Annotated in this window: 17 protein-coding genes; 7 read left to right on the forward strand and 10 right to left on the reverse strand. The window is 72.9% G+C overall.

The genetic code is table 11. The features are described 5' to 3' along the window. Window positions 1-125: 125 nt before the first annotated feature. Both alc and allB read right to left on the reverse strand, forming a co-directional pair. Window positions 126-1292 (reverse strand): allantoicase, encoded by a 1167-nt coding sequence (alc, locus tag AC3EQ1_RS04490; protein ID WP_432092918.1) that lies wholly within the window; start codon window positions 1290-1292, stop codon window positions 126-128. After that, window positions 1289-2641: an allantoinase AllB gene (gene allB / locus AC3EQ1_RS04495; RefSeq protein ID WP_432092919.1), complete on the reverse strand. Its 1353-nt coding sequence runs from the start codon at window positions 2639-2641 to the stop codon at window positions 1289-1291. The genes alc and allB overlap by 4 nt, the downstream gene beginning before the upstream one ends. A gap of 711 nt (window positions 2642-3352) precedes the next feature. Here allB and AC3EQ1_RS04500 point away from each other — a divergent pair. Then, the gene (locus AC3EQ1_RS04500; protein WP_432092920.1) at window positions 3353-4168 is read left to right on the forward strand and encodes an IclR family transcriptional regulator; all 816 of its coding nucleotides are present in this window, start codon (window positions 3353-3355) and stop codon (window positions 4166-4168) included. A gap of 408 nt (window positions 4169-4576) precedes the next feature. Here the strand turns inward: AC3EQ1_RS04500 and AC3EQ1_RS04505 are convergent, their stop codons facing one another. After that, window positions 4577-4906 carry a DUF5955 family protein gene (locus tag AC3EQ1_RS04505; RefSeq protein WP_432092921.1) on the reverse strand — a complete coding sequence of 110 codons (330 nt, stop codon included), beginning with the start codon at window positions 4904-4906 and terminating at the stop codon, window positions 4577-4579. A gap of 233 nt (window positions 4907-5139) precedes the next feature. Between AC3EQ1_RS04505 and AC3EQ1_RS04510 the strand changes: the two genes are divergently transcribed. From AC3EQ1_RS04510 to AC3EQ1_RS04520, 3 genes are all read left to right on the forward strand, one after another. Further along, window positions 5140-5757 (forward strand): nucleotidyltransferase family protein, encoded by a 618-nt coding sequence (locus tag AC3EQ1_RS04510; RefSeq protein ID WP_432092922.1) that lies wholly within the window; start codon window positions 5140-5142, stop codon window positions 5755-5757. A gap of 313 nt (window positions 5758-6070) precedes the next feature. Next, window positions 6071-7684, forward strand: a complete 1614-nt coding sequence (aceB, locus tag AC3EQ1_RS04515) for a malate synthase A (protein ID WP_432092923.1) — start codon at window positions 6071-6073, stop codon at window positions 7682-7684. Window positions 7685-8188: 504 nt separating this feature from the next. Then, window positions 8189-9016 (forward strand): chitosanase, encoded by an 828-nt coding sequence (locus tag AC3EQ1_RS04520; RefSeq protein ID WP_432092924.1) that lies wholly within the window; start codon window positions 8189-8191, stop codon window positions 9014-9016. Window positions 9017-9060: 44 nt separating this feature from the next. Here the strand turns inward: AC3EQ1_RS04520 and AC3EQ1_RS04525 are convergent, their stop codons facing one another. From AC3EQ1_RS04525 to AC3EQ1_RS04555, 7 genes are all read right to left on the reverse strand, one after another. Further along, complete coding sequence (locus AC3EQ1_RS04525; protein WP_432092925.1) at window positions 9061-10476, reverse strand: nucleobase:cation symporter-2 family protein; 1416 nt, start codon at window positions 10474-10476, stop codon at window positions 9061-9063. Window positions 10477-10703: 227 nt separating this feature from the next. Beyond that, entirely contained in the window at window positions 10704-12077 is a 1374-nt protein-coding gene (locus tag AC3EQ1_RS04530) for an 8-oxoguanine deaminase (RefSeq protein ID WP_432092926.1), read from the reverse strand. A gap of 212 nt (window positions 12078-12289) precedes the next feature. Next, a complete protein-coding gene (gene pucL / locus AC3EQ1_RS04535) occupies window positions 12290-13246 on the reverse strand; it encodes a factor-independent urate hydroxylase (protein ID WP_432092927.1) in 957 nt (318 codons plus the stop codon). Window positions 13247-13253: 7 nt separating this feature from the next. Further along, the gene (locus tag AC3EQ1_RS04540; protein ID WP_432092928.1) at window positions 13254-13679 is read right to left on the reverse strand and encodes a hydroxyisourate hydrolase; all 426 of its coding nucleotides are present in this window, start codon (window positions 13677-13679) and stop codon (window positions 13254-13256) included. Continuing rightward, complete coding sequence (uraD, locus tag AC3EQ1_RS04545; RefSeq protein WP_432092929.1) at window positions 13676-14191, reverse strand: 2-oxo-4-hydroxy-4-carboxy-5-ureidoimidazoline decarboxylase; 516 nt, start codon at window positions 14189-14191, stop codon at window positions 13676-13678. The genes AC3EQ1_RS04540 and uraD overlap by 4 nt, the downstream gene beginning before the upstream one ends. Window positions 14192-14447: 256 nt before the next feature. After that, window positions 14448-14828, reverse strand: coding sequence for a helix-turn-helix domain-containing protein (locus tag AC3EQ1_RS04550; protein ID WP_432092930.1), 381 nt, complete (start codon window positions 14826-14828; stop codon window positions 14448-14450). Further along, a complete protein-coding gene (locus AC3EQ1_RS04555) occupies window positions 14825-15076 on the reverse strand; it encodes a hypothetical protein (protein ID WP_351513668.1) in 252 nt (83 codons plus the stop codon). The genes AC3EQ1_RS04550 and AC3EQ1_RS04555 overlap by 4 nt, the downstream gene beginning before the upstream one ends. Before the next feature lie 305 nt (window positions 15077-15381). Between AC3EQ1_RS04555 and AC3EQ1_RS04560 the strand changes: the two genes are divergently transcribed. The 3 genes from AC3EQ1_RS04560 (at window position 15382) to gcl (ending at window position 19252) form a co-directional block, all read left to right on the forward strand. After that, window positions 15382-16272 carry a TIM barrel protein gene (locus tag AC3EQ1_RS04560; protein ID WP_432092931.1) on the forward strand — a complete coding sequence of 297 codons (891 nt, stop codon included), beginning with the start codon at window positions 15382-15384 and terminating at the stop codon, window positions 16270-16272. Between the two features lie 240 nt (window positions 16273-16512). Then, window positions 16513-17466: a 2-hydroxy-3-oxopropionate reductase gene (locus tag AC3EQ1_RS04565; protein WP_432092932.1), complete on the forward strand. Its 954-nt coding sequence runs from the start codon at window positions 16513-16515 to the stop codon at window positions 17464-17466. A gap of 79 nt (window positions 17467-17545) precedes the next feature. Beyond that, window positions 17546-19252, forward strand: a complete 1707-nt coding sequence (gene gcl, locus AC3EQ1_RS04570) for a glyoxylate carboligase (RefSeq protein ID WP_432093037.1) — start codon at window positions 17546-17548, stop codon at window positions 19250-19252. The last annotated feature ends 33 nt before the right edge of the window (window positions 19253-19285 follow it).

Genomic DNA, 19285 nt, shown 5'->3' on the forward strand with positions numbered 1-19285 from the left:
ACAGCCGCCCGCCGCCGAGCGGCAGGCCCCGCCACCGGGGTCGGTTCCGTCAGCGGGGATCCGTTCCGCCACCCGGGTCCGCTTCCGTGAGCCGGGCTCCGGTCCGCCGCCCCGGGCCGGGTCCGTCAGCCGCCGAGCTTCCGGTGGCGGGCGGCCAGGCGGGCCGCGCCCTCCTCCGTCAGCGAGCCGTGCAGCCGCAGCCGGGCGACACCGCCGTCGGGGAAGATGTCGATCCGCACATGGGTGGCGGCCGGTGCCGTCCTCTCCAGCACGAAGCGGTGCAGGGTGTCGGGCTGGAGCCGGGTGCGGGGCAGGAGTTCGGTCCAGCCGTCGGCCGCGTGGTCCGCCGGGTCGCCGCCGGTGGTGGCGTCGAGCGCGTACAGCGCGGCCCAGCCCGCGGCGTTGCCCTTCAGACACGCCGTGTCGATCTCGACCGCCCGGATGCGGGCCTGCTCGGTGAGCGCGTACCGCACCCAGTCGTGGCCCTTGTCCCGACGGCGGCGGGTCTCCCAGCCGTCGTCCATCCGGTGGGAGCGCCCCGGCTGGATGGTGTGGGCGGGCGGCGAGTAGAAGCGGTCGGAGGCGTCCTGCACCGCTCCGCCGTGCTCCAGCGCCACCACGTCGAAGGTGCCGAGTGCGGCGAGCCAGGCCAGGTCGGGGGCGACCTCGCCGTGCACGCGCAGCCGGGCGATGCCGCCGTCGGGGTGCTGCTTGACCCGCAGGTGGGTGAAGCGCTGCCCGGCGTCGACGGGGAAGCCGTTCGCCGCGTGGCCGCCGACGGCCGTCCGCGGGACGAGTTCGGTCCACGTCACCTCGGGGGCCAGCAGCTCCTCGGGGGACGGTGTGCCGGGGACGGCGGTGGCCTCGATGCTCACCGCCTGCGGGTAGTTGCCGCGGAAGTGGGCGGTGTCGACGACGATGCCGTGGATGACGCCCGGGGCGCCGAGCCGTACCAGGGCCCAGTCGTGGTCCGCGTCGACCGGGTGCGGCCGCCCGGCTCCGGCACCGCGCCGGCGGCGGGTCTCCCAGCCGTCCATGATCTTGCCCTTGTGCCCGAAGTGCTCCGGATCGAAGCGTGCGGGGCCGTGGTTGAGCAGATTCTCGCGCTCGGCGAAGAACTCGTCGTTGGCGGCGACGACGCTCGCGCCCAGCCGGCGGTCGGCGAGGTCGGTGAGCCCGGTGAAGGGGAAGTCGGCGGTCCGGTAGTCGGCGTACGGGTCACCGCCGCCGTACGGGCGGGCGTCGCCGGTGAAGCGGGCCGTCGCGGCCGATGCGGGCTGTTCGGCGGTCATGCGGATCGCTGCCTTTCGAGAAGTCGGCCGGTGGGTTCGGTGACGGTGCCGTGGTCGGCGATGCGCCGGCCGCGCAGCCAGCTGGAGCGCACGACACCGTGCAGGGTGCGTCCCGCGTAGGCGGTGACCGGGTTGCGGTGGTGCAGGTCCGCCGGATCCACGGTGAAGGTCTCCTCCGGCGCGAGGACGGCGAAGTCGGCGTCCCGGCCGGGCTCGACGGCGCCCTTGTGGTGCAGTCCCGCCAGCTGAGCCGGGCCGGTGCACATCCAGCGGACCACGTCCTCCAGGCTGCGTCCGCGCTGCCGCGCCGTGGTCCAGATCGCGGGCAGCCCCAGCTGGAGGGAGGAGATGCCGCCCCAGGCCTCGGCGAAGTCGCCGGTGTCGAACCGCTTCAGGTCGGGGGTGCACGGCGAGTGGTCGGAGACGATCGCGTCGATCGTCCCGTCGGCCAGCCCCTGCCACAGCGCGTCCTGGTTGGCGGCCTCCCGGATGGGCGGACAGCACTTGAACTCGGTGGCGCCGTCCGGGACTTCCTCCGCGGTGAGGGTGAGGAAGTGCGGGCAGGTCTCGGCCGTGATCCGGACGCCGTCGCGCCGGGCGTCGGCGATCAGCGGGAGCGCGTCCGCGGAGGAGAGGTGGAGGACGTGGACCCGTGCTCCGGTGCGCCGCGCGAGCCGGATGAGCCCGTCGATGGCGGTGTTCTCGGCGTCGCGCGGCCGGGAGGCGAGGAAGTCGGCGTAGCGGGGGCCGGGTTGCCGGGGCGCGCCGTCGATGAGGTGCGGATCCTCGGCGTGGACGATCAGCAGCCCGTCGAAGCTCGCCAGCTCCGCCATGGCCCGCTCCAGCTCGTCCGGGCCGAGCGGGGGGAACTCGTCGACGCCGGAGTGCAGCAGAAAGCACTTGAAGCCGAACACTCCGGCGTCGTGCAACGGCCGCAGGTCCTTGACGTTGCCGGGCACCGCGCCGCCCCAGAAGCCGACGTCCACATGAGCCTTGGCCCGCGCCACCGTCCGCTTGACGTCGAGGTGGCCGACCGAGGTGGTCGGCGGGATGCTGTTGAGCGGCATGTCGACGAGCGTGGTGACGCCGCCGGCCGCGGCGGCGCGGGTGGCGGAGGCGAAGCCCTCCCACTCGGTGCGGCCGGGGTCGTTCACATGCACATGGGTGTCGACGAGCCCGGGGAGGAGCACATCGTCACCGAAGTCCTCCACCCGGGCGCCGGCGGGCGGCGCGGTGTCGTACGGCAGGACGGCGGCGATCCGGCCGTCGGCGACGGTGACGGCAGCGGCCCTCGTCCCGTCCGGGGTGATGACACGGCGCGAACGCAGAACCAGCTCCACCTCGGGCACCCGGGCCCCTCCTCACGCTCGCTGTGGCTGCGGACTCCGCTCCGGCGGGCGGGCCCGGTACGCGGGATGCGCAGGCCGCCGCCCGGGGCGCGGAAGGCGGCCACGGGCAGCGGAATTCAACTTTCTGTTGAAGGAGTCTTCACTTCCGCGTACCGGCCCGTCAAGACCCTCCCCGCCCGCGGCAGCCGACGCGCCGCACCTCGCCGGGCACTTTCCCGTCCGGCGGGGCGGTCCGGTCCACCCCCTTCCCCGCACAGCCTGGCTTCCGTAAAGTGGAAGTTCGACTCCGCAAAACAGAATGAGCGATCCCGTCGGCTCGCACCGCCGCGGGCCCGGACCGACCCCGCGCGACGGGCGGGAGGGCACTCGCGGGACCCGGAGACGGGCCGACGGGGACCATCCGAAACGGCCACCCGGGCGACGGCCGGGACTCAAGGCCCGGACGGCCCCGGCGCGGCCGCCGGGAGGACGAGGCCGGGCCGTCGGGCGAGGGCTCGTGACCGGCGGGAACGCAGTGCCGAGACCGGTGTGGAGCCAGGCGGCGGCCGGTAGGCTGCCGTACCAGCCAGTCAGCCCGACAGCCCGCCAGACACACGAAGCCGTCCAGCACGAAGCCGTCCGCCCCGGAAGCGATTCGCCTCGCCCGAAGGCGGTCCCGTCCCGCAAGCCGTTCCGCCTCGAAAGCCGCTTCATCTCGAAAGGAAGGGCGCCGTGCCGCCGTCCAGCGACAGCACCTCCGCAGCAGCCAAGTCCGCGACCACGGGCGGGGTGCAGTCCCTCGAGCGCGCCTTCGACCTGCTGGAGCGGATGGCCGACGCCGGCGGCGAAGTGGGGCTGAGCGAGCTCTCGCACACCAGCGGACTGCCGCTCCCCACCATCCACCGTCTGATGCGCACCCTGGTGGCCTGCGGATACGTCCGCCAGCAGGCCAACCGCCGCTATGCGCTCGGCCCGCGTCTGATCCGCCTGGGCGAGAGCGCGTCCCGGCTGCTCGGCACCTGGGCACGGCCCTATCTGGCGCGGCTGGTCGAGGAGACCGGCGAGACCGCCAACATGGCGCTGCTCGACGGCGACGAGGTGGTGTACGTGGCCCAGGTGCCGTCACGGCACTCGATGCGGATGTTCACCGAGGTCGGCCGCCGGGTGCTGCCGCACTCCACCGGGGTCGGCAAGGCGCTGCTGGCGGACGTCGCCCCCGATGAGGTGCGGGCGCTGCTGAGCCGTACGGGCATGCCGGCCGCGACCGAGAAGACCATCACCACCCCGGAGGGCTTCCTCGACGCGCTCCGCCAGGTCCGCGAGGCGGGCTACGCGGTGGACGACAACGAGCAGGAGATCGGCGTGCGGTGCCTGGCCGTCCGCGTACCGGACTCCCCCACGGCCGCCGCGATCTCGATCTCGGGACCGGCCGGGCGGGTGACCGAGGCGGCGACGGAGAAGATCGTGCCCGTCCTGCAGGAGGTGGCGGCCGCGCTGTCGGTCGCCCTCACCGCCACGGGCAACGGGAACGGCTCGGCTCCGTCCTGAACGGCTGACGCCCCACGGGGCGGAGCCGTTGTGGGCGGGCTCCCGCCGACGGGCCGAAGCCTGCGCGGGGGCTCCCGCCCACGGGCCGAGCCCCGACGGAGCCGCCGGGCGGCGGAGGCGCGGGGCTACGGAGGCCCGGGGCTACGGAGGCCCGGGGCTACGGAGGCCGTGGTCGGCCGGGCGATCGACTCGGTGGCCGAGGGCGACGGGGACGGGGACGGGGACTTGCCCAAGGGCGACCGACTCCGCACCAGGCCGGGCGACGGGGCCGGGGACGGCCCCGGGAACGCGGCAGCCGCCGGCAAAGGTGCGGCGGCTGCGGACCGGCGGACCGGCGGACCGGCGGACCGGCGGACCGGGGAAAAGAGACCGGGAACAGACGCGAACGGACAGCCGGGGTACGGCCGTTCAGTCGCCCGTCCGCTGGCGCGGCAGGTCCCCGAAGGTGTCGATCACCTCGCGCATGTCGGCCAGGGCAGGACCGAGCGCGCTCACCGAGCCCAGGGCCCCAGCGACGAGCAGCAGCGAACGCCGCAGCCGGGGCACCTCCGGCGCACCGGCACACACCATGGCGTCCAGCGCGGCGAGTTCGTCCTCGGCGACGGCACGGTCGGAGAGGTCGGCCGGATGACCGGCGAGTTCACGGCGGAGCCGGGACACGGCCGCACGCAGTTCGGCGACCCGCGGGTCGCCCGTACCCGCGTCCTGGCCTCCGCCCGCAGGCGGTCTGTGCTCCACTGCTACGGCACCCTTCACCGCCGCGGTGCCCGTCGGCGTGCCGCGGACCGTCCTCATGCCTCGCAACCGATGTCGCCCCCTCATGAGTGCTGCCGTCGGCCCCGGATACATCCCCCCGGACGGGAGAGGCCGCGGATCAGTTAACGCCACTCTCCGCACCGAGCGCCACACGGAGGGCGAAATTCAGCCCATGGGGTTGAAAGGCGGAACATCTGCTGCGGTATGCAAGGGACATGACTGCCTCCCCGTTGGTTCCGGGCTCCCGTCCGCGCGTCGCCGGACTGCTGCTGGCCGCCGGCGGCGGCCGGCGGCTGGGCGGACACCCCAAGGCGCTGCTGGAACACCACGGGCGCCCCCTGGTGGAGCACGCCGCCGGTGTGCTGCGGGAGGCCGGCTGCGGCCCCGTGCACGTGGTGCTGGGCGCGGCGGCCGACGCGGTGCGGACGCGGGCCCGGCTCCCCGGCTGCGTCCTGGTGGAGAACCCCGCGTGGACCGAGGGCATGGGGTCCTCACTGCGGGCCGGTCTCGCCTCCCTCGCCGGAACCACGACGGAGGCCGTGGTCGTGACCCTGGTGGACCAGCCGGGGATCGGCCCGGAGGCGGTGGCCCGCGTCCTGGCGGCGCACGGCTCCCGCTCGGATCTGGTGACCGCGGCCTACGGCGAGCGGCGCGGCCACCCCGTCCTGATCGGCGCCGACCGCTGGCCCGCAGTGATCGCGAGCGCGGTCGGCGACCGCGGCGCGCGGGCGTATCTCCGGCAGCACGAGGGGGAGATCACCCGGGTCGACTGCGCGGACATCGCGGTGCCGGACGACATCGACACGCCGGAGGATCTCGGGCTCCTCGGCTGAGGCTCTCTCCGGCCGGGCCCCGGCGTCTCCCGTCCGCCCGTCCGCCCACCGTCCGCCCGTCATTCCGTCCGAGCCGTTCCCCGACCGGCATGGCACCCGGAGCCATTCGGGGGCTGTTCGAGGGCCGAAAAAATGTCTCGACGTCAACAGACCTTGTACTTCCACTATGAGAAAACTATTCTCCACTGGTCAGAAGTACCCTGCACCCAGACGGCTCCGGTTTCACGCGTCCCGGGCCCGGCGGCACTCCGTGCCCCCGGGGGACGTCTCTCCCGCGCCGTCCGGTCACCGCCCGCTGAATGGAGTGACACCGATGCCCGCACCAGCGCCGTCCTCACCGGTCGTCGTCGAGGCCCAGCCCGTGGAGCGTCAGGGAGAGGTTCTGACGGATGCGGCGCTCGCCTTCCTGGCCGAGCTGCACCGCCGGTTCACGCCCCGGCGCGACGAACTCCTCGCCCTCCGCCGGGACCGCCGCGCGGAGATCGCCCGGACCAGCAGCCTGGACTTCCTGCCCGAGACCGCCGGGGTCCGCGAGGGCGACTGGCAGGTCGCCCCGGCTCCCGCCGCGCTGGAGGACCGGCGGGTGGAGATCACCGGACCCACGGACCGCAAGATGACCATCAACGCGCTGAATTCGGGCGCCCGGGTCTGGCTGGCCGACTTCGAGGACGCCTCGGCTCCCACCTGGGAGAACGTCATCCACGGTCAGCTCAACCTGACCGACGCCTACGAGCGCCGGATCGACTTCACCAGCCCCGAGGGCAAGTCGTACGCCCTGCGGCCCGCCGACGAGCTCGCCACCGTGGTGATGCGCCCCCGCGGCTGGCACCTGGACGAGCGTCATCTGCTGGTCGACGGCCGCGCGGTGCCCGGCGCCCTGGTCGACTTCGGGCTCTACTTCTTCCGCAACGCCCAGCGGCTGATCGACCTGGGCAAGGGCCCGTACTTCTACCTGCCGAAGACCGAGTCGCACCTCGAGGCGCGCCTCTGGAACGAGATCTTCGTCTTCGCCCAGGACTACGTGGGGATCCCGCAGGGCACCGTCCGGGCGACCGTGCTGATCGAGACGATCACCGCCGCGTACGAGATGGAGGAGATCCTCTACGAACTGCGCGACCACGCCGCCGGGCTCAACGCGGGCCGCTGGGACTACCTCTTCTCCATCGTCAAGAACTTCCGTGACGGCGGGACCCGCTTCGTGCTCCCGGACCGCAACGCGGTGACCATGACGGCGCCGTTCATGCGGGCGTACACCGAACTGCTGGTCCGCACCTGCCACAAGCGCGGGGCGCACGCCATCGGCGGCATGGCCGCGTTCATCCCGTCCCGCCGGGACACCGAGGTCAACAAGGTCGCCTTTCAGAAGGTCAAGGCCGACAAGGACCGCGAGGCGCGGGACGGCTTCGACGGCTCCTGGGTGGCGCACCCGGACCTGGTGCCGGTGGCCCGGGAGTCGTTCGACGCGGTGCTCGGCGACCGGCCGAACCAGAAGGACCGGCTGCGGGAGGACGTCCGGGTGACGGCCGAGCAGCTCATCGACGTCGCCTCGCTGGACGCCCGGCCGACGTACGAGGGCCTGCGCAACGCCGTGCAGGTGGGCATCCGGTACATCGAGGCGTGGCTGCGCGGTCTCGGGGCCGTCGCGATCTTCAACCTGATGGAGGACGCGGCGACCGCGGAGATCTCCCGCTCGCAGATCTGGCAGTGGATCAACGCGGGGGTGGTCTTCGAGAACGGTGAGAAGGCCACGGCGGAGCTTGCGCGGCGGGTCGCCGCGGAGGAACTGGCGGCGATCCGGGACGAGATCGGCGCGGAGGCGTTCGCGGCGGGGCGCTGGCAGGAGGCGCACGATCTGCTGCTCCGGGTTTCGCTGGACGAGGACTACGCGGAGTTTCTGACGCTGCCGGCTTACGAGTTGCTGGGGTAGGGGGCGGCTGACGGGTCGCCGTGCGGCGCGCGCTCGGGGATCCTGCGGTTCGTTTCGGCGAGTGTCCGGTTTGTCGGGTGCGGGTGGTCTTGGGTTTCGGGGGTGGGTGCTCCGGGGCGGGGGGTTCCGGAACGTATATTTACGGCCCTGGGGGCCACAAATACACGGAAGCTTCCGGAACCCCCCACCCCTGCGCCCCCACCCCCTTGCCTTCACCCGGCCCTGTGGCCCCGCTGCCGTCATGTCCGGACCGGGCCGGGGGCACCGCGCCTCTGCTTTTGCCCGGCGTCCGTGGCCCTCGTGGACGGGCCCGGCCCGTCTTTGCCCATGGGGAACGTCCAGTCCATCGCCTGCGGATCCACGCGTGGACGTCCGAACGGCCTCGGCCTGCTCCGTTCGGCGTGCGGCCGGTGGCTGGATCGTGGGTTGTCGGGGTCGTGTGCTCGTCGGGAGACGAGAATGCCGGTGCGGACGGATTCGTGGCATCGGAGGAGCACAGTGCGCATGGCCCGGGGCGGCAGGGGGCGCAAGGTCTCGTGGACGGCTCTCGGGCTGGTGGTGCTCGCGGTGCCCGTTGTGGCGGTGGCGGTGTCCTCCGGGCCCGAGCCGCCACGGGCGTCGGCGCCTGTGGTGCGGGCCGGGCTGGACGATCCGGGGAAGAAGGAGATCGCCATGCGGCTGGTGTCCAGTGCGGAGAACTCCTCGCTGGACTGGCGGGCCCAGTACGCGTACATCGAGGACATCGGGGACGGGCGCGGCTATACCGCGGGCATCATCGGGTTCTGTTCCGGCACCGGGGACCTGCTGAAGGTGGTGCGGGCGTACACCGACGCCCGGCCGGGCAACAGGCTCGCCCGGTATCTGCCCGCCCTGCGGCAGGTCGTGGGCAGCGCCTCGCACGAGGGGCTGGATCCCGGGTTCCCGCGGGCGTGGCGTGCGGCGGCGAAGGATCCGGCGTTCCGCCGGGCGCAGGACGAGGAGCGCGACCGGGACTACTTCGGTCCCGCGGTGCGGCGGGCGAAGGCCGACGGGGTGGGTGTGCTGGGCCAGTTCGCCTACTACGACACGGCGGTGGTGCACGGTGCGCGCGGTCTGCGTGCGGTTCGGGAGAAGGCCGTGCGCGGGGCGGAGCCGCCGGCCCGGGGCGGTGACGAGGTGCGCTATCTGCACGCCTTCCTCGATGCCCGGGTCGCCGCGATGCGGGAGGAGAAGGCGCACCGGGACACCAGCCGGGTCGACACCGCCCAGCGGGTCTTCCTGGAGCGGGGCAATCTCGCGCTGGACACGCCGCTGGACTGGAAGGTCTACGGCGACCGGTACCACCTCGACTGACGGACCGTGGGTGGGTGCCGGGCGCCGGGGCCCGGCACCCGGGGTCAGGCGGCCACCGTCGGTTCCGGCGCGGGGGCGTCCGTGCCGGTGGGGTCGGGGCTCCGGTCCCTGCTGCCCAGGTGGTTGAAGAGCAGGTTGAGGACGATCGCCACGATGCAGCCGGTGCTGATGCCGGAGTCCAGGATGACCAGCAGGTCGTCCGGGAAGGCGTGGTAGAAGTCCGGCGCGGCGATGGGGATCAGTCCGACACCGACCGACGCGGCCACGATCAGCGCGTTCTCGCCCGTGTCCAGGGCGGCCGTGGCCAGGGTCTGCATTCCGCTGGCGGCGACCGAGCCGAACAGCACGATGCCGGCGCCGCCCAGGACCGGCAGCGGCACGAGCGCGATGACGGAGGCCGCGACGGGGCACAGGCCGAGCAGGATCAGGATGCCGCCCGCGGTCGCCACGACGTACCGGCTGCGCACCCGGGTCATCGCCACCAGGCCGATGTTCTGGGCGAAGGCGCTGCACGCGAAGCCGTTGAAGACCGGGCTGAGGGCGGTGCCGAGGGCGTCGGCGCGCAGGCCGCCCTCGATGGTCCGCTCGTCGGCCGGGCGGTCCACGATCCGGCCGAGGGCCAGCATGTCCGCGGTCGACTCGGTCATGCAGACCAGCATCACGATGGCCATGGAGACGATCGCCGCGGTGTCGAACTGCGGTGCCCCGAAGTGGAACGGGACCGGGAAGCCGATCAGTCCGGCGTTCTTCAGGGCGCCGAAGTCGGTCATGCCGAAGGGGATCGCGAGGAGCGTTCCGGCGACCAGGCCGAGCAGGATGGCGATCTGCTGGAGGAAGCCGCGCAGCACCCGGCGGAGCAGCAGCACGATCGCGAAGGTCAGGGCGGCGAGGCCGATGGCCCGCGGGGAGCCGTAGTCGTCGGCGGCCGGATTGCCGCCCTGGGACCAGTTGAAGGCGACCGGCAGCAGCGACACCCCGATCAGGGTGATGACGGTGCCGGTGACCACCGGTGGGAAGAACCGGACGAGTTTGCAGAACCAGGGGGCGAGGAGGAAGCCCAGGACGCCGGCGACCATCACCGCGCCGAAGATGACCGGCAGGGCGTCGTCGGGGCTGTGGGCCTTGCCGATGGCGATCATCGGGGTGACGCCGGCGAAGGAGACGCCGTTGACGAAGGGCAGCCGGGCGCCGACCTTCCAGAAGCCGATGGTCTGGAGGAGGGTGGCCAGGCCCGCGGTGAAGAGGCTGGCGCCCACCAGGAAGGCGGTCTCGGTGGCGGTCAGGCCGACGGCGGGCCCGAGGATCATCGGCGGGGCCACCACGCCCGCGTACATCGCGGCCACGTGCTGGAGGCCGCTGGTGAACATCCTCAGCGGCGGAAGGGTTCGGTCGACCGGGTGCGTGGCCGGGTCGGGCTGCGGGGAGCGGGTGGTCCTGGGGAGCCTGGGCGCTGCGGCCACGGGGGTTCCTCCTGTCGATTTTCGTGTCGCGGACGACACGGCTTTCCGGGAGGCCTTGCGGGTGCGGTGTGTGGGGGTGCGGGGCGGGGCCGCTGGTGGTGCGGGCGGGGCGGGGCCGGCGTACTCGGGGACGCGGAGCCCCGCGTCCCCGAGTACGGCCTGCCACGGCTCCCGCTCGGTGCCGTGGCCGCCGGCCGGGAGCCGTCCCTCCCGGCCGGACGTCGGGTTCAGCCCTCCGCGGCGATCCGCGCGAGCCGCCGGGCCTCGTCGCGCGCGGTGCGGGCGATGTCGTCCTCGTCGGCGGTGGTGAGCCGGCTGTCCTCGACGACGGGCCGGCCGTTGACGAGGAGAAGGGTGAGCGGTGCGGCGGCGCCGAGGACGAGGGCCGCGACCGGGTCGGCGATCGTGGAGTGGCCGAGGCCGTCCAGCTTCCACAGCGCCAGGTCGGCGAGCTTCCCGGGCTCCAGGGAGCCGATCTCCTGTTCCCGGCCGAGGACCTGGGCGCCGCCGTAGGTGCCCAGCCGCAGGGCCTGACGGACGTTCAGGGCCTTCTCGCCGCCGGCGAGGCGGTGGACGAGGAGGGCGTTGCGCAGTTCGGTGTGGAGTTCGCCGGACTCGTTGGAGGCGGTGCCGTCCACCCCGAGGCCGACCGGCACCCCGGCCCGGAGCATGTCGGGGACACGGGCGGTGCCCGCGGCGAGGCGGGCGTTGGAGGACGGGCAGTGGGCGACGCCGGTGCCGGTGCGGGCGAACGCCGCGAGGTCGGTGTCGTTCATGTGGACGCAGTGCGCCATCCACACGTCGTCGCCGAGCCAGCCGGTGGACTCGAAGTAGTCGGTGGGCCCCATCCCGAACAGCTCCTTGCAGAACTGTTCCTCCTCGACGGTCTCCGAGCCGTGGGTGTGCAGCCGGACGCCCTTGCGGCGGGCCAGGGCGGCCGCCTCGCGCAGCAGTTCGGTGGAGACGGAGAACGGCGAGCAGGGGGCGACGCCGATGCGCAGCATCGAGTCGAACGAGGGGTCGTGGTGGGTGTCGATCGCCTCCTCGGTGGCGATCAGGGCGGCCTCGGTGGTCTCGACGGCGAAGTCCGGGGGCAGGCCGCCGTCGGAGGCACCGCGGTCCATGGAGCCGCGGGTGGGGCTGAACCGTACGCCCAGCTCGCGGGCGGCCCGGATCTCGGCGCCGAGCAGGTCACCGGCGCCGCGGGGGAAGACGTAGTGGTGGTCCATGGCGGTGGTGACGCCGCCGCGCACCATCATGGCGAGCGAACCGCGGGCGGCGGCGTACACCATCTCCTCGTCGATCCGCGCCCACGTCGGGTACAGGGTGACCAGCCAGTCGAAGAGGTTGGAGTCCTGGGCGAGGCCGCGGGTGAGCCACTGGTAGAAGTGGTGGTGGGTGTTGACCAGGCCCGGGGTGAGCAGGTGTCCGGTGCCGTCGACACGGCGCACCACGTCCCGCAGATCGTCGGGGGCTCTGCCGGCGCCCACCGATTCGATGCGGTTCCCGGCGACGACGACATGGCCCGAGGCGTGTTCGGTGTCGTGCGCGTCCACGGTGGCGATGGCGCAGTTCTCGATGACGGTGCGCGGGGCTGCCATGGCGGTTCCTCGTTCTTCCGTTGGTGGACGGGCCCGGGGGCCGAGCGGGGTGACGACCGGGTCCGTGGTGCCCGGGCGGCCGGTTCGGGACCGTCCGGGCGGTGGGGTGCGCAGGTGCCCCCGCTCCCCTCCGTGATCCCCGGGAAGGGATCCCGGGGACCGACGCCGGCGCGTACGTCGGAGGGTCCCGCCGCGGGCGGCGGGGCCGTGGGCTAGAGGTTGGTCAGGTCGGTCGGGATCCGCGGTTCGACGCCGTCCCGCAGGACGGTCGCCTCGATGAGCCCGTAGGGGCGGTCCGCGGCGAAGTAGACGGCTCCGTCCTTGGCGTCGTTCTCCAGCCCGAACGGCTCCAGATCGACCTGGAAGTGGTGCTTGTTGGGGAGCGAGAGCCGGATCTCGTCGATCTCGGTCCGGCTGCTGATGACGCGTGACCCCATCTGGTAGAGGGTCTGCTGGAGGGAGAGGCTGTAGGTCTCCGCGAACGCCTCCAGCAGATGCTTCCGGGCCCGGTCGTAGGAGGTGTTCCAGTCGGGCATCCGGTCGTCTTCGGCGGCCCAGCGGTAGCGCCAGCGGGCGTGCACGTCCGTGGCGAGGATGCGGTCGTACGCCTCCGGCAGGGTGGTGTACTCGTCCTTCACATAGCCCCAGAACTCCGAGTTGGTGGAGTTGAGGACGGTGAGGTCCTTCAGGCCGCCGATGACCTCCCAGGACGTTCCGTCGTAGGTGATCTGGGCGGTGCGGGTCTCCTGGCCCTTGCGGATGAAGGAGTGCCGCACCTCGTCGGCGCCGATGAAGCGGGAGTTGGCGTCGGAGGGGGCGATCCGCTCCCAGGCGTACTCCTCGATGCGGATGCGCGCCCGGTGGATCGGCTCCTGGCTGGTCACGAAGTGCCGGGCCAGATGGATGCCGAACTGCTCGGCCGACTCGATGCCGTGCTCCTTGGCGAAGGCGAACACGGTGTTCTTGGTCGTGTCGGTGGGGAGCACGTTGGCATTGCTGCCCGAGTAGTGGACCTCGTCCATGTCCCCGGAGAGGGAGACCGAGACGTTGAGATCCTTGATGTGGTGGGTGTCCCCATCCCGCACGATCTTGACGACGCGGTTCTCCGCCTTGCCGTACTGGTTCTGGCCGAGAACCACGGGCCTGGCGGGCGGCTGGTTCGGTGACATGTCGGTGCTAGCTCCCTCGGTATACGGAGTAGCCGAACGGGTTGAGCAGCAGCGGCACGTGGTAGTGCTCGCCCGGTTCGACGGCGAACGTGATCGCCACCTCCGGGAAGAAGGCTCCGCTGTCCCTTGCGCGGGGGGCGTCCTGCTGTTCCTCGGCTGGCCGGTCGTGACGGTGCTGGTGGCTGTGGTGGTCGCTGGTGCGGTGGGTGAAGTACGGCTCGACCGCGAAGAAGAGCCGTACCCGGGTGGTGCCCTCCGGCAGGGCCGGAAGATCCTTGCAGCGCCCGTCCGCGTCGGTGACGGAGGTGCCGTGGACGGTCCATGCGGCGCTCTCGCCGGAGACGGACAGCTCGACGGCCACTCCGGCGGCCGGGCGGCCGATGCTGGTGTCCAGGATGTGGGTGGACACGGAGGTGGTGGTGCCCTCGCTCATGCCGCGGCCCCTCCTTCTGCGAGACGGGTCAGCCGGATGCGGTTGATCTTCCCCAGTTCCTGCCGGACGATCTCCCGCTCCCGCTCCGGCGCGTTGCCGCTGCGGCCGCGGAGGGCGTCCCGCATCTGCTCCCCGGTGAGGCCGGTGGCGCAGATCAGGAAGACGTGCCCGAACTTCTCCTGGTAGGCCAGGTTGAGTTCGAGCATCTCGGCCTTGAGCCGGTCGGACGCGCCGGACATCCCGCTCTGCTCGCGGGCGGAGGCGGGGTCGCCGGGCTTCGGTCGCCCGATCGGCGGATGTCCGGCCATGGCTTCGGCTAGATCCTCCGCGGTGAGCCCGGCCATGGCGGCGTCGCTCGCGGCGAGCAGGGCGTCGACGCCGGCGTACGGGCGGCCGTCGAGAACCCGGCTCCCCCACGCCGTACTGGCGCACACCTCGTGCAGGGCGGCGCGGGCGGCACCGGCCTCCGCGGTGTTGAACCGGGCGAGACCCGGTGGCGAAGTCGACGTCACGGGTGCCTCCGTGGCCTGGGCTGGACGGGCTCCGCCCGCGGCTGGTGCCGGACGGGCTTCGCCTAGCTAACGCCTTCCCGCAACATCACGTCAACACTTTGTTGAAGCTATCTTGTGAACGGTGTGTTACGCGCGGCGCAGTGCCGCGCGGCCGGGGCGTGCGGCACGGCCCCCGCAGCCCCGGGGCCCGTCACCCCGCACACCCGGGGCCCGTTCAGCCGTCACCCTTGGCCGCTCAGCCGCCGCTCTTGGCCGCTCAGCCGTCGCCCTTCGCCGCGTTCTCACGGTTCAAGTAGTTATAGACCGTGAACCGGCTGACCCCGAGGGCACCGGCCACCGTCTCCACGCCGTGCCGCACGGAGAACGCGCCGCGCGCCTCCAGCACCCGGACCACCGACTGCTTCGTCTTGCGGTCGAGCTGGGCCAGCGGCACCCCGTGGCGCCGCTCCAGATCCGCCAGGATGTGGTCGAGCGAGTCGGACAGGTGGGGCAGCCGCACGGCCAGGACGTCCCGGCCCTCCCAGGCGAGGACGACGTCGTCCCCCCGGGCGCGCTCGGGCTCCACCATCTCGCCGCCCATGGCGTCGACCAGCGGCTTGACCGCAGCGATGAAGGGGTGGTCCGCGGCCTCGGTCACGCGTCACCCTCCCCGACCACGTTCACCTGCAGGGAGACCCGGGTGGCACCCGCCTCCAGGGACTTGCGCAGCAGGGTGTCGACCGCGCTCAGCACCGCCCCGGACGCCCCCTCGGCGGTGTTGCCGAACGGGCCGACGTCGACGGCGTCCAGCTCGGCGGACTGGACGACCTCCCGCGCGACCACCGCATGGGGCGGCGCCTCGTCGAGGTCGAACGGCTCGGTGGTGAATTCAACCCTGAGTCTCACGCCCCTCAACCTACTGCGCCGCCCCCGGGCCGCGACATCTCCGGACGGGGACGTGCCCGGACCGTGACACCGGGCCTGCCGCGCCGGTCGGCCGCCCGCCGCCGGGACACCTCCGGCCGGGTGCGGACGGTCGAGCACGGGCGGTCGACACGGGCGGTCGGGCACGGGCGGCGGGGAACCCGGCCGCGCCTCTTGACAGTCCCGGTGAGCCCTGGGCACGCTTCCATCAAGCAGAAACTAGATTCCACATTATGGAATTACGATGATGGGAATCGGTCACCCGAGACGGAAGTGAGGCAGGTGTCATGGCTCTTCCGGAGACCGGCGGCACGGACCGGCGCGACCAGCACGACCGGCACCACTGGCGCGACTGGCGCTTCGATGTGAACCTCTCGATCCTCTTCACCGAGCTGCCGCTGCTGGAACGGCCGGCGGCGGCCGCCGCGGCCGGGTTCACCGCGGTCGAACTCTGGTGGCCGTGGACCGGCACCCCCACGCCGGAGCAGGCGGAGCTCGACGCCCTGCGGGCGGCACTGCACCGGGCCGGCACCCGGCTCGTCGGCCTGAACTTCTACGCGGGCCGGCTGCCCGGGCCGGACCGGGGCGCGCTGTCGGTCCCCGGCGAGGAGTCCGACCGCTTCCGCGCGAACATCGATGTCGCCGCCGACTTCGCCGGATCCGTCGGCTGCCGGGCGCTCAACGCCCTGTACGGCAACCGGACCGACGGCGTGGACCCGCAGGTGCAGGACGCCCTGGCGCTGGAGAACCTGACCCTGGCCGCCCGCGCCGCCGACCGGGTGGGCGCGACGCTGCTGATCGAGACGCTGAACCGGGCCGAGTCACCGCGGTACCCCCTGCAGACCGCCGACGCCTCCGTCGAGCTCGCGGACCGGGTGAACGCCGCCACCGGGCTCGGCAACGCCGCGTTCCTGATGGACCTCTACCACCTGTCCCGGAACGGCGAGGACCTGTACGAGGTCATCCGCCGCCACGCCGGACGGACCGGGCACGTGCAGATCGCCGACACCCCGGGCCGCGGCGCGCCCGGGACCGGCGAGCTGGACCTGGCCGGAGCGCTGAACGCCCTCCGTGCGGCGGGGTACAACGGCTGGATCGGCCTCGAGTACCGGGGCGAGGGCCCGGAGGCGTTCGCCTGGCTGCCGGCGGACCGCCGCGCGGCGCCGGCCGGACGCTGATCCGGCCGCTGCCCCCGGCCCGGACCCCGTTCCCACCCGTTCGGCACTGCCCAACCGTTCGGCACCGCCCGCCCGTTCGAAACTGCCGTCCCGTTCGCCCCTGCATTCCCCGGCCCTGCCCACCCGTTCGGCACTGCTCTCCCGGTCCTGCCCCGACCGCAGCCCGGCCGCCCGCACCCCGAAGGCCCCCGAAAGCCCCCGAAGCGGCACCTCCCGCACGTTCCCAGAGAGGCACCCCTCATGGCCCAGGACTCCCCGCGCACCGCGCTCCCGCCGGACACCGGCACCGCTCCCCGTAACGACGCCCTTCCGCGCATCGCCTGGATAGGCCTCGGCATCATGGGTTCCCCGATGGCGGAGAACCTGGTCAAGGCCGGCTACCCGGTCACCGGGTTCACCCTGGAGCAGGAGAAGCTGGACCGGCTCGTCGCGAACGGCGGCACGTCCGCCGCTTCCGTAGCCGAGGCCGTCCGGGACGCCGATGTGGTGATCACGATGGTCCCGGCGTCCCCGCAGGTCGAGGCGGTCGCCTACGGCGAGGACGGCATCCTGGCGAACGCCCGCCGCGGCGCCCTGCTGATCGACATGTCCTCGATCACCCCGCAGACCTCCGTCGACCTGGCCGCGGCCGCGGCGCCGCAGGGCATCGACGTCCTCGACGCCCCCGTCTCCGGCGGCGAGGCGGGAGCCGTGGAAGCGGCGCTGTCGATCATGGTGGGCGGCGAGCGGGCCGTCTTCGACCGGGCGCGGCCGATCCTCGAAGCGCTCGGCCGGACGATCGTGCTGTGCGGCCCGCACGGCTCCGGACAGACCGTCAAGGCCGCCAACCAGCTGATCGTGGCGGTCAACATCGAGGCCGTCGCCGAGGCCGTGGTGTTCCTGGAGAAGTCGGGGGTGGACCTCCCGGCGGCGCTCGACGTGCTGGGCGGCGGCCTGGCCGGGTCCACCGTGCTGGACCGCAAACGGGCCAACTTCCTGGACCGGGACTTCACTCCGGGCTTCCGGATCGACCTGCATCACAAGGACATGGGCATCGTCACCGACGCGGCGCGCGCCGTCGGGGCGGCGCTGCCGGCCGGCTCGCTGGTGGCCGGGCTGGTCGCCTCGCTGCGCGCCCAGGGCGACGGCGGGCTCGACCACTCCGCCCTGCTGCGGGGCGTCGAGCGGCTGTCCGGACCGCGGGCCGGGGGCTGACGCCATGACCGCGGAGACGATCGCGCAGCACACCGCCGACGGCGCGGCGCCCCGGCCCCCGTACACCGGGGCGGCACGGATGCCGGCCATGGAGGCGGCGGTCCACATCATGCAGGACGAGGGCGTCGACATCGCGTTCGGCTGCCCCGGCGCCGCCATCCTGCCGCTGTACAAGGCGATGGAACAGGTCGGCGGGATCGAGCATCTGATCGTCCGCCACGAAGAGGGCGCGACCCACATGGCCGACGGCTGGGCCCGGACCAACGGCCGGGTGGGCGTCGCCCTCGCCACCTCGGGGCCGGGCGCCACCAACTTCGTCACCGGCCTCTACACCGCGCAGGCGGACTCGATCCCGCTGCTCTGCGTCACCGGTCAGGCGGTCTCCCCCAAGCTGCACCAGGAGGCCTTCCAGGCGGTCGACATCGTGGAGATCGCCCGTCCGGTCACCAAGTGGGCCGTGCAGATCAAGGAGGCGGCGCAGGTCCCCTGGGCGTTCCGGGAGGCGTTCCGCATCGCCCGGGAGGGCCGTCCGGGCCCGGTGCTCATCGACATCCCGGTGGACATCGCCCGGCAGGAGATCGCCTACGACGCCTCACTCGACACCGCGCTGCCCGTACCGGCCGTCCCGCCGCACCCGCCGCGCGTCGAGGCCGCCCTCGACCTGCTGCTGGCGGCCCGGCGTCCGCTGGTCCTCGCGGGCGGCGGAGTGATCCTGGCCGAGGCGTCGGCGGAGCTGCGGGAACTCGTCGAGTATCTGCGGGTGCCGTTCCAGGTCACGCTGATGGGCAAGGGCGTCATCGAGGACGACCACGAGCTGAACCTGGGCACCACCGGCATCCAGACCTCGCAGCGGTACGCCAACGCCTCGTTCCTGGAGTCGGACTTCGTGCTGGCGGTCGGGGCCCGGTTCGGCGACCGGCACACCGGCGCGGACCTCTCCGTCTACCGCGGCGACCGGACCTTCGTGCAGGTGGACATCGAACCGCGCCAGCTGGGCCGGGTGTTCGAGCCGGACCTGGGCATCGTCTCCGACGCGCGGCTCTTCCTGCGCGCCCTGCTGGACGCCGCGCGACGGCGCCGGGAGCGGGCGGACGTCCGGGCCTGGGTGGCGCGGTGCCAGGAGCTCAAACGGACGCTGGTGCGCAAGGAGGACTTCGACTCGGTCCCGGTCAAGGCCCCGCGGATCTACCGGGAGATCAACGAGATCTTCGACGAGCACACCTACTTCGTCACCGCGATCGGCCTGTACCAGATCTGGGGCGGCCAGCATCAGAAGGCCCATCTGCCGCGCCACTACCAGGTGTGCGGCCAGGCCGGTCCGCTCGGCTGGGAGATCCCGGCCGCGATCGGGGTCCGCAAGGCGCTGGACGGCATGGGCCGGCCGGACGCCGAAGTCGTGGGCATCGTCGGCGACTACGGCTTCCAGTACATGGTCGAGGAGCTGGCGGTCGCGGCGCAGTACCGGGTGCCGTACGTCCTGATCATGCTGAACAACGAGTACCTGGGGCTGATCCGGCAGGCCTCCATCGGCTACGGGATGAACTACCAGGTCGACATCCACTACGACGAGTACGGCACGGACAACGTCCGGCTCATGGAGGCGTACGGCTGCTCCGGCCGCCGCGTCGCCGATCCGGCCGACATCCGCCCGGCGATCGAATGGGCCCGCCGGGAAGCCGTCGCGACCTCCCGTCCGGTGCTGGTGGAGATCCTCATCGAGCGCGAGGCGAACACCCCGCACGGCCCGGACATCGACGCGGTGCGGGAGTTCGAACCGGAGCCCTGACCGGGCTCGCCCTCAGTCCCGGGCGGCGGCGCC

Source organism: Streptomyces sp. bgisy100 (assembly GCF_057709105.1).